At 40.4% G+C, this 9877-nt stretch carries 9 protein-coding genes; 4 read left to right on the top strand and 5 right to left on the bottom strand.

Features of this window, described 5'->3' with window-relative positions; translation table 11 throughout:
- Positions 1–40: 40 nt before the first annotated feature.
- Positions 41–2404, top strand: a complete 2364-nt coding sequence (gene pbpC / locus DES39_RS03550) for a penicillin-binding protein 1C (RefSeq protein ID WP_121144776.1) — start codon at positions 41–43, stop codon at positions 2402–2404.
- A gap of 77 nt (positions 2405–2481) precedes the next feature.
- The gene (locus DES39_RS03545; RefSeq protein WP_121144775.1) at positions 2482–3168 is read left to right on the top strand and encodes a glutathione S-transferase family protein; all 687 of its coding nucleotides are present in this window, start codon (positions 2482–2484) and stop codon (positions 3166–3168) included.
- Positions 3169–3224: 56 nt separating this feature from the next.
- On the opposite strand, the gene DES39_RS03540 is transcribed toward DES39_RS03545, so the two are convergent.
- The 3 genes from DES39_RS03540 to DES39_RS03530 all read right to left on the bottom strand — a co-directional run bounded on the left by DES39_RS03540 (position 3225) and on the right by DES39_RS03530 (position 5769).
- On the bottom strand, positions 3225–3515 hold the full coding sequence (locus DES39_RS03540; RefSeq protein ID WP_121144372.1) for a putative quinol monooxygenase: 291 nt from the start codon (positions 3513–3515) through the stop codon (positions 3225–3227).
- A gap of 54 nt (positions 3516–3569) precedes the next feature.
- On the bottom strand, positions 3570–4634 hold the full coding sequence (locus tag DES39_RS03535; RefSeq protein ID WP_121144371.1) for a beta/alpha barrel domain-containing protein: 1065 nt from the start codon (positions 4632–4634) through the stop codon (positions 3570–3572).
- A gap of 118 nt (positions 4635–4752) precedes the next feature.
- Positions 4753–5769, bottom strand: coding sequence for an amidohydrolase family protein (locus DES39_RS03530; protein ID WP_121144370.1), 1017 nt, complete (start codon positions 5767–5769; stop codon positions 4753–4755).
- Between the two features lie 405 nt (positions 5770–6174).
- Between DES39_RS03530 and DES39_RS03525 the strand changes: the two genes are divergently transcribed.
- Together DES39_RS03525 and DES39_RS03520 are read left to right on the top strand one after the other, a co-directional pair.
- Positions 6175–6762: a YeeE/YedE family protein gene (locus tag DES39_RS03525; protein ID WP_342773772.1), complete on the top strand. Its 588-nt coding sequence runs from the start codon at positions 6175–6177 to the stop codon at positions 6760–6762.
- Positions 6763–6765: 3 nt separating this feature from the next.
- A complete protein-coding gene (locus tag DES39_RS03520) occupies positions 6766–7221 on the top strand; it encodes a DUF6691 family protein (RefSeq protein WP_121144368.1) in 456 nt (151 codons plus the stop codon).
- 78 nt (positions 7222–7299) lie between these two features.
- On the opposite strand, the gene DES39_RS03515 is transcribed toward DES39_RS03520, so the two are convergent.
- Both DES39_RS03515 and allD read right to left on the bottom strand, forming a co-directional pair.
- A complete protein-coding gene (locus DES39_RS03515) occupies positions 7300–8529 on the bottom strand; it encodes an MFS transporter (RefSeq protein WP_121144367.1) in 1230 nt (409 codons plus the stop codon).
- Between the two features lie 245 nt (positions 8530–8774).
- The gene (allD, locus tag DES39_RS03510) at positions 8775–9824 is read right to left on the bottom strand and encodes an ureidoglycolate dehydrogenase (RefSeq protein WP_121144366.1); all 1050 of its coding nucleotides are present in this window, start codon (positions 9822–9824) and stop codon (positions 8775–8777) included.
- Between the last annotated feature and the right edge of the window lie 53 nt (positions 9825–9877).

Here is a 9877-nt window from a genome sequence, read left to right as displayed (position 1 = left end):
AGGGTACGTTGATGTGCCCTTTTATACGACCCGTAGAAATATGCGCATGTTACCTCTTTGGATTAAACGTCATCAAAATAGCTTAATGGCCATCGTGCTATTAGCCATAATCGCTATCGTGGTGAGATTATTGCCACACCCGCCGCTGTCTGAGCCATTAACCTTTTCCAAAACCTTTTATGATAGCAATCATAAGCTATTAAGAGTGACACTTGCTGATGATGATAGGTATCGACTGTGGACACCGCTTGAAGATATCTCTCCCTACGTGGTTGATAGCTTGCTACTACATGAAGATCAATGGTTTTATTACCATCTTGGCATCAATCCAATTAGCCTAATGCGAGCATTTTGGGCAACCTATATCGGCGGTGGAAATCGCCAAGGTGCATCGACTATCACCATGCAGCTAGCGCGTATGCACTGGAAAATTAACACCAAAACCATAGCCGGAAAACTGTTACAAATCCTACGCGCAATCGAACTGGAGTTAATGTATTCTAAGCATGATATTTTAGAAGCCTATCTCAATTATGCGCCGTTTGGACGTAATATCGAAAGTGTAGGCGCCGCTTCATTAATCTATTTTGATAAACCGATTGCACAAGTTAACTTACCCGAAGCACTCACGTTAACCGTCTTACCGCAGTCGCCAACCTACCGAATCGATAAATTGACGGGCGTTGCCGGCCCGGCCTTAGTCAAAGCAAGAAATCAATTATTTGAACGCTGGCAAGATGCCTATGCTACAGAGGATAACATTGCCGCCTTATTTAAGGCGCCGCTGATTATGCGCCAGCCAGAGCAGCTACCGTTTACTGCGCCGCATTTTATTAATCAAATTCTCCAGCAAGCGCAATTTGCTGAGCATGATCAGACTATCACCACCACCCTAGATAGCCATTTGCAAAAAATTATTGAACAGCAAGTGAGTGTTTTCATCGAACGTAATAGCCCAAAAGGCATTAAAAATGCCTCGGTATTATTAGTCGATAGCCAAACGATGGCAGTGAAAGCGCTAATAGGTTCCGCCAACTATTTTAATGATGCGATACAAGGTCAAGTCAATGGCACGCTCGCGAAGCGATCGCCGGGCTCAACCTTAAAACCCTTTATTTATGCTTTGGGGATAGATCAAGGCGTATTGCATCCCATGACGATTTTAAAAGATGTGGAAACCGATTTTGGCTTTTATACACCAGAGAACTTTGATCGCCGTTTTACTGGACCAATTTCCGCAACAGAAGCCTTAATTCGCAGCCGTAATATTCCGGCAGTTTTTGTCGCATCTAAGCTCAAAAGCCCCTCTTTCTATCAATTTTTAAAACAAGCCCATATCCAAAATTTAGCTAGCGAAGAACATTACGGTTTAGCCTTGGTATTAGGCGGCGGCGAAGTCACCCCACAAGAACTGGCAACACTATATGCTATGCTGCCAAATCAAGGGAAATGGCAACCACTCCAATTTATTGAGAGCGCTCACCATGCTGATGATATGCCGCCAACTCAGCTCCTGAGCCCAGAAGCCAGCTTTATGGCTAAAGAGATGTTATTACAAAATACCCGTAAACAAGACATTTTATATAAAAAGCAAAACCGCACCATACCGATCTACTGGAAAACGGGTACCTCATGGGGATTTAGAGATGCCTGGACCGCTGGCGGCTTTAAGCAATACGTGCTAGTGGTATGGTTAGGTAATTTCGATGGTACAGGCAATAATGCTTTTGTTGGCGCCGATGCGGCCACCCCACTCTTTTTTAATATTATTGATGCCATTAATGCTTATTATCCTAATGCTAAATTACTTGTTCAGCCATTACCCCAAAATATTAAGCAAGTCGATATCTGTTTACCTAGCGGCAATTTGGTTACCAAATGGTGTCAAGTCAAAGGCAAAACATGGTTTATTCCTGGTGTCTCACCGATTACGGTTGATAATATCTACCGGCCAGTGATGATTGATAATCAAACGGGTCTGGTTGCTTGCCCACCTTATAATCCAAATACTTCGCATACCGAAGTGTTTGAATATTGGCCTTCTGACTTAGCACGAATTTTTGCCAAAGCCGGCATGCCAAAAAAATTACCACCTGATAGCTCACACTGCTTAGCACCACAAACTTACTTGGGTCAACCGCCTAAAATCAGCTCGCCACTCAAAAATGTGGTGTATCAACTGCGGGTTACTAACCAAAAAAATGAGCGCATTCGTTTAGCCGCCACCGCCGATGGTGAAGTCAAACAGCTATATTGGTTTATTGATAATCAATTTATGGGTAATAGCACACCAAACCAAGCGATTGACTGGTTACCAACTAGAAGTGGTTTATTTAAATTATTAGTCGTTGATGATTTAGGACGCAGTGATTCAAGAACCATTAAAGTTTCGTTATTAGAGTAGTATTTAGGCACTATTGTCTTTTTATTGATAAGGCGTATAATTTGCTAGCTTACTTAGCTAAGCACGGGGATTTAACCATGAATTATTTTCTTTATATCGGCAATAAAAACTATTCAACTTGGTCAATGCGGCCTTGGGTTATCATGAAGCACTTTGATCTCAATTTTGATGAAAAATGGGTTCGATTTGATAGCTTTGAGACCAATTCACGCTTTAAACAAACAATTCTACCGCTCAATTCAGCAGGAACAGTGCCAATCTTAATTGATAATGGATTGATTGTTACCGATTCATTAGCGATTTGTGAATATTTAGCCGAAAAGCACCCTGAGCATGCGCTATGGCCCAAAAATCAGCAGCAAAGAGCAAGCGCTCGCCGTTTAGCCGCGGAAATGCACTGTGGTTATACCAATATTCGTCACTATCTGCCGATGAATATCGAAGCGTCATTTGCCGAAATCGGTCAAATTATCTTGCGTGATCATCCCAAAGTTAATCAAGAAATCACCTTCTTAGATCAGCATCTTTCTTCATTTTTACAGCAATCTACCGGCAAGTATTTATTCGGTGAATTTACAATTGCTGATGCCTTTTATGCACCAATGTGTTTAAGGTTAAAAAACTTTCATATTCAAACTTCAACGCAGCTCGCTAACTACATCGAAACGATCTGTCACACCAAAGGGGTAAAAGAGTGGATTTTCGATGCGATTAATGAACAGGATTTTATCCCGATGGATGAACCCTATCGTTTGCATCGCTAGCCATAAAAAAACGCCCACCAGGGCGTTTTTACATCATGATAATGATTTGAAGTGAACTAAATCATTGGCGTCATCAGATGCACCGCTTTTTTAGCGACTTTACCTTCAGTGAATTTAGCAAACTGTTTAAAATGTGATTGCGCATTATGTCGTTCAATCGCCTGTTTAGATTGCCATGTTTCAATAAAAATATAAGTATGCGGATCTTTGATGTCTTGGTGAAGATCGTACTGAAGGCATCCTTCTTCTTGCCGGCTTGCCGCAACAAGTTGCTTAAATTCTAACTTAAATTGCTCATTAAACTCAGGTTTAATGGTAAACATTGCCACAATATGAATCTGACTCATGTAAATCTCCTGTTATCCGATTGCTTTGATCGTATTAAGATAATAGCACAGATGTTATTGTCGATTTAGCGCTTTTTTAATCTCAAAAGCTAAATGCGGATTCCACATTGCGCCTGTAGCACTCATTACCGCATCTGCGCCAGCAGCCATATACGCCAAGTAATGCTCAGTCGTACTCACGCCGCCCACACCCACAATGGTAAAGTGATAATCTAGCGCTTGACGCAATCTCGCTAAGCGCTGCACCATGTCAAGCCCCGCCCAACGAATCGCCTCACCACACACCCCACCAGTTGGCCTATCGTGACCGAGTGCTGGATTACCCTGCTTATCAACCGGGCTGGCTGATAATGTATTAATGGTACTAAAACCATCAACCACGCCCTTGAGCTTTTTAAGTAGTGGCATTACCGCGTCATCATTGGCAAAATAAGCCAATTTTAGCAATAACGAACGATCTGGCACTGCATTTTTAATCTCTTTTGCCACTCGTTCAACTTTATCAAAATCAAAACAGAGTAATTTATGTGCCCCTTCATTTGGGCAGCTTAAATTCGCTTCTAAAATCGGCGCTTTGGTTTCAGCAATTAACCGTGCGGCTAAGGCGTAGTCTTTTTCAATCGTTGCTTCATTACCCGGCGTACCTTGAAAGCTGCCAATCACGTACTGCCCTTGCTTAGCAGCGCTCACCGCATCGGCTAAATCGGCTTGCCAAATATCGGGCGCAAATGACGGTACACCAAATGAATTAGTGATGGAAACCGGCAATTGATAATGTGTATCAGCCAATACTACATCGACTTGATGAGAGAGTTTACCTTGCGGGTGAATTGCTAACACATTCGGTAATGGGTGGCTTTTATGCGCTTTAGTGCGCACCGTTTTATACACACACAGATCAAAGCCGTAAGCTAATGCCGCTTTCACATATTTTGCATTGAGTAAAGGACCCGCTGGAATACCAAACGGTAAATCGACCGCTAAATTTAAAAAACGTGATGTGTTATTTGCTGTTACAACAGACTTTGGCGGCGCAATAAAATCCCCAAAAGGGCCTTGTTGGTAGTTATCTTCATAACTCAATAACGGATTATAAAAAGGAGTGCTCATATTTTTCATCAATTAGCCTATCTATTTAAATTGTCTCTATTCTATACCTAAGCAATAGTGATGTTATAGTAACTTTTATCACTTAATGTTGTTTATTCACCTAAAATGGCTGAATACTTAGCGATAATCAGTTATCGATACCCAGCACAAGACGACCATTTTTCGTTGCCACATTAATCACATTATCTAAATCAGTATAACGACAGCCAGTCATCAGGAGTTTTAGCTCTTCCCACATATTACCGGTTGAAAACGGCAGCATGTAATCACTAATATTATCGGTACCAATTGCAACAGGAATGCCCGCTTGCGAGAGTTCATCAACTGGCGTGAGTGAATTACGAGTCGGGCCATGATCTTCTCGCCGAGGGCTATCAATCCATGCAAATGGACAGGCAATAACCATCATTTGCGCTTCTTTCATTTTTTTATACAGCTTTTGACGGTATTCAAGACTATGAGCCGTAATGGATATACTGTGAATCGCCACCACTTTACCGTGCATGCCATGTTCAATAGTTTTATCGGTTAATTGCTCGGTTTCCACTTCGGCTTGTGAATTGAACTGATCAACATGCACATGCACCATTTTATTGAGTTTTTTACCGGTCTGCATAAGCACATCTAAATGCACTAGCCCCATTCCTTCACCATGGTCACGCTCATCTCGTCGTGGTAAACCACCGATAATATCGACTAAGTCTGCACCTTTATCAAACCAATAGCGAGCTTCGTTATCGATAACACCTTTGAGCGTTTGATTAACCAGTTTGATGGTAATATCTTTTTGATAAATCTCACGCGCTTTTAGTGCCCCACGAATGGCTCGCTCTTGTGCAATCGGGTCAATATCAATAAACGATCCCATAGCTGTGACGCCTTGCTCAATCATGCGTTCAACCGCCATGCTAAAATGACGATAATAATCGTCTTCACTCATTGAAGCTTTGATTCGATCTAGCGTATCCCATTTCTGCATTAATGTTTGTTTCTGGTAAACATCAAAACTGTCTCTTGTAATCGTAAAAGCGCGATCTGCATGCATATGAGCATTGACCCATCCGCCATTTTTTTGAATACTTTTCATCAAAAATGCTTTTAAACTTTGGTCTCTGCTCGCTAATAAAATATCTTTATTTGTCATGATTCCCTCTTACTGTTTACCGTTGTAATACTTAAATTTTAGACAAAAAAAATCCCCCAATACGGAGGATTCAATAGAAAAACTTGCTCGTCTAAACACTGTACGTTCAAAATATAATTCGTTGGATTGTTTCATATGATGTTATACCTAACGCCTTAGCTGACAAGTTCTTAATGTCGTTGATTGTAATAAATCACTTGTGAATAGCAATATTTTTTTTGATAAAAAAATATAAATAAATGAAAATGTTAAAGTATTATTTTTGAGACAAAAAAGCTATCTTTATCCCCAAAAATCAGCTTTAATGGTACCAGTAATCATCATTGTTTTAAGTATTATTTCAATAAAACCCCGCCAAATAGCGAATGAATTAAGTCAGCGACCTATCATCAACATGTCGCTATTTTGAGATTTTATAAAATATTTACCCCATACCAACGATTTTTTAACCGACTTTACTCGACACACTATAAAGATATTTCGATAATAGGTAACGAGCATTTACCATATGTTTTCAGGCAACTACACAGAACATACTATAGGTATATCATGGAATTAACATTAACTGATATTGTTTTAGGAATTTTAGGTGGCACACTGATTGGTTTAGCCTGTGCCTTGCTGTGGGTCACATTGGGTAAAATAACCGGCATCAGTGGTATTCTCTCCCGGTTACTTTCATTTCATTACCGTGAAAATAGTTGGCGCTTTGCTTTTTTTGCTGGCATGCTAGCCGGTGGCGTGTTCTTCTCATGGTTAATGCCCCCTCCCCAATTAGTTAATACATTAACTGGCGATAACCGTTTAATGGCTATTTTGGGCGGATTGCTAGTAGGATTTGGTGCTGTTTATGGTTCAGGTTGTACCAGTGGTCATGGCGTATGTGGCTTATCACGTTTATCTAAACTTTCATTTGTGGCAGTAAGTTTATTTATGATATTTGGCATAATAACTGTCACCTTATTACATCTGATCATAACAGGAGCACAGTGATAAATGCCTAATCAATTTAAAGTGATACTCGCCGCTTTTATCGCGGGAGTTGTTTTTGCTTCAGGTTTAATCATTGCCAGTATGAACAATCCTATCTATATTCAGGGCTTTTTAAATATTGGTGGCCTGTTCGATAAAGCACGTTTTGGCGGCTGGTATCCTAAATTAGCTTTTGTTATGCTCAGTGCGGTGCTGATTATGTTTTTTGTATTTTACTTTACCCGTCCGCCACTACCGAGTAATGTCAAACCATTACTGACTGATTCTTTTGATTTGCCGAATAAAATGCAAATAGACAAACAGTTAATAATAGGTGCTAGTGTATTTGGTATTGGATGGGGGCTATATGGCTACTGCCCTGGCCCGGCAATTGCCAGCTTACTGATTGCCGGCCCAAATTTACTGATTTTTATCTTATTTATGCTTATCGGTGCGCTGCTGGCTAAAAAAATCAGCTAAATACGCTTTATTACCATATCGTATATACAATACGCCATTATTCATGGCGTATTGTGATAGTGCTCTACCAAACTAGCATTAGTGACCCGGTGGTCCCTCTTTCACAAATAACATGGCAACAATACCAACAATGGTGATAAATGCAGCAAAATAGAAGCCATTATTTAAACTTCCGGATTTATCCGATATTAGCCCTGTAATATAAGGCGCACAAATAGAGGCTGACATGCCAATACAGTTGTATAGACTAAACGCCGTACTCATTGATGTTTTGGGTACATTGTCAGCAACCAGTGCAATAAGTACCGGATTTAAACTGATTTTACCAATAAAACCATACAGAACTAATACGAGCACGAGCACGGTGTATGAGTTGCTATAAACGATGGCAAAAATAGCAACCAGCGATAAAGGTAACATAAACAGAACAACGGGTTTACGCCGACCTAATTTATCGGAAACATAACTGCATAGCAGCGTACCTAGAATGGAGATCCAAGGCACAATTGATGCTAAGTTTGCCGCTTCGATTTTATCCATATTGCGCTCAGCCTCAAGGTAATTGGGTAACCAAGTGATAATGACAAAAAAGCCGTAAATTGAACAAAAAATCGTAATATAGGCTAAGACTAAATTTCGATTTTTAAATAATGCCGTAATTTGCTGCCAAGTTGAAGAACGATTAGCATCCTCTTCATAATCAGCTGAACGTGGATTAATTTGCTCTTTAACGCAGACCCACATAGCAATAGCAACGAGTAAAATCGGAATAGCCACCACCACAAATGGCATTTTCCATGATAGATTAAATTGGTTTGTCATCACACTTGATAAACTATAACCCAGTGCAATCCCAAACGACATACCACTACCAATTACCGCACTACCTAATGTGATCCATTTTTTAGGAATCGCTTCGGTTGAGAGCGCATACTGTGGCCCATAATAAGTCCCTTGTGCAGCTCCAGCAAGCATCCAAAGTAAAATGAATACTGCAAATTGATTAGCGAAAAAAATAGCGGTAATAAATATCGCATACAGTAAGAATCCTGTAACCAATACCTTTTTACGACCCATTTTATCGCCAAGAATGCCTGATGGGATCTGAAATACGGTATAAGCTAAAAAAAATAGGCTCATAATACCGCCAGCTTGCGCATTATCAATGCCATAAGCGGCTTTAATTTCACCAATGATAGGACTAAATACCGATCTGCCCGCATAAATGCAGACCCAACCACAAAAGAATATGATCACAATTTTGAGCCAATAGCTATTGGATTGTGATGAAGCGAGTTTTGTTTGCATACAATATCGACCTTATTGATTATGAAATAATAGGTATTGTTTCAATGAAATAAACATCATTTTTTTGCAATACTCATACGATAAACCAGATAAAAACATCGACAGCAACTGATTGTAATACCCAACTCGGTATCAAGTAACGATAAAAAAGGAGATAAGAGAATGGCATAGGTAATCACACTAGCTTATCCCTTACCCCCATAAAAATAATCAAGACAATTTAGGGTGTTATGATTTATCGCTGACTATTCAGCAAATTTATTTTTGTGATCATAACGATTAAAGTGAATATCATCACTGATGAGATACTGGTAAATATCATCAACAATTTCAATCCCGTCTTTTAAATAGGCCTCTTCTCTTGCTTTACCTCTTTCGCCTGGATAACACACTTCTTTTACGCCTTTCATCGGTGTGACTTGTTTAAGTTCATCTAGCATTGTTGAAATTGACCGTTTGAAAACATCAAGACCAATAAAAAATTCAGGGTTAATCACAATATGTAAATGACCTAAATCACGTCCTTTTGATAAATCAGCGTACATCGATGAGACATTTTTACCAAATGGCACACCAAGTAAAATCCCCGATAACACATCAACCATCATCATCAGTCCATAACCTTTGGCGCCCGCAATTGGGACTAATGCGTTAACTTTATGCGGATCTGTCGTTGGTTCACCATTCACATCAACCGCCCAGTCATCTGGAATCGACACGCCTTTAGAACGGGCATGCAGTATTTTGCCCCAAGCTTGCACCGTTGTTGCCATATCAAATGAGATCACGCGATCATCGACGCTTGGTGCAGCAAAGGCAATTGGATTAGTCCCAAAAAACTCTTCAGATCCGCCATACGGCACTGCCATCGGATCGGATTGGCACATCGACACCGCAACCAATCCTTGGTTCGCCGCCATTTCAGTGAAATAACCAAGTGATCCACTATGTGACATGCGTTTGATGCCAACAACGGCAACGCCATTTTTCTTAGCCATCTCAATGGCTTTTTCCATGCCCACTTTGGCAGCAACCAGTCCGCAACCATTGTCATAATCGAGGATCGCACTCGCCGGCCCGGTTTGCGTATATTCAATCTTAGGATGTGTTGTAATTCCGCCTTTCGCAATTCGCTCTGAATAATATTCGACGCGAACGGCGCCATGTGAATGCACGCCACGAAGATCGGCAAAGGTTAATACATCGGCAGCAATATCGGCATCTTCTTTGGTTAGTCCGGCTTTATGCATTTTATTGGCAATCAGTTTATGTAATGTCTCTTTATCTAATCTCATGATTCACTCCTGTATTAATAATTTAAACAGCTCATTACCGCTTTAACTCAGTA

The organism is Orbus hercynius (assembly GCF_003634275.1).
GTDB classification, from domain to species: Bacteria; Pseudomonadota; Gammaproteobacteria; order Enterobacterales; family Orbaceae; genus Orbus; species Orbus hercynius.
Note: the sequence above shows the minus strand (reverse complement) of the source record. Positions and strands in the feature narration are given on the sequence as shown.

Coding starts and splice junctions, on each gene's coding strand:
- pbpC (WP_121144776.1), top strand. CDS start 41: ATGCGCATGTTACCTCTTTGGATTAAACGTCATCAAAATAGCTTAATG.
- DES39_RS03545 (WP_121144775.1), top strand. CDS start 2,482: ATGAATTATTTTCTTTATATCGGCAATAAAAACTATTCAACTTGGTCA.
- DES39_RS03540 (WP_121144372.1), bottom strand. CDS start 3,515: ATGAGTCAGATTCATATTGTGGCAATGTTTACCATTAAACCTGAGTTT.
- DES39_RS03535 (WP_121144371.1), bottom strand. CDS start 4,634: ATGAAAAATATGAGCACTCCTTTTTATAATCCGTTATTGAGTTATGAA.
- DES39_RS03530 (WP_121144370.1), bottom strand. CDS start 5,769: ATGACAAATAAAGATATTTTATTAGCGAGCAGAGACCAAAGTTTAAAA.
- DES39_RS03520 (WP_121144368.1), top strand. CDS start 6,766: ATGCCTAATCAATTTAAAGTGATACTCGCCGCTTTTATCGCGGGAGTT.
- DES39_RS03515 (WP_121144367.1), bottom strand. CDS start 8,529: ATGCAAACAAAACTCGCTTCATCACAATCCAATAGCTATTGGCTCAAA.
- allD (WP_121144366.1), bottom strand. CDS start 9,824: ATGAGATTAGATAAAGAGACATTACATAAACTGATTGCCAATAAAATG.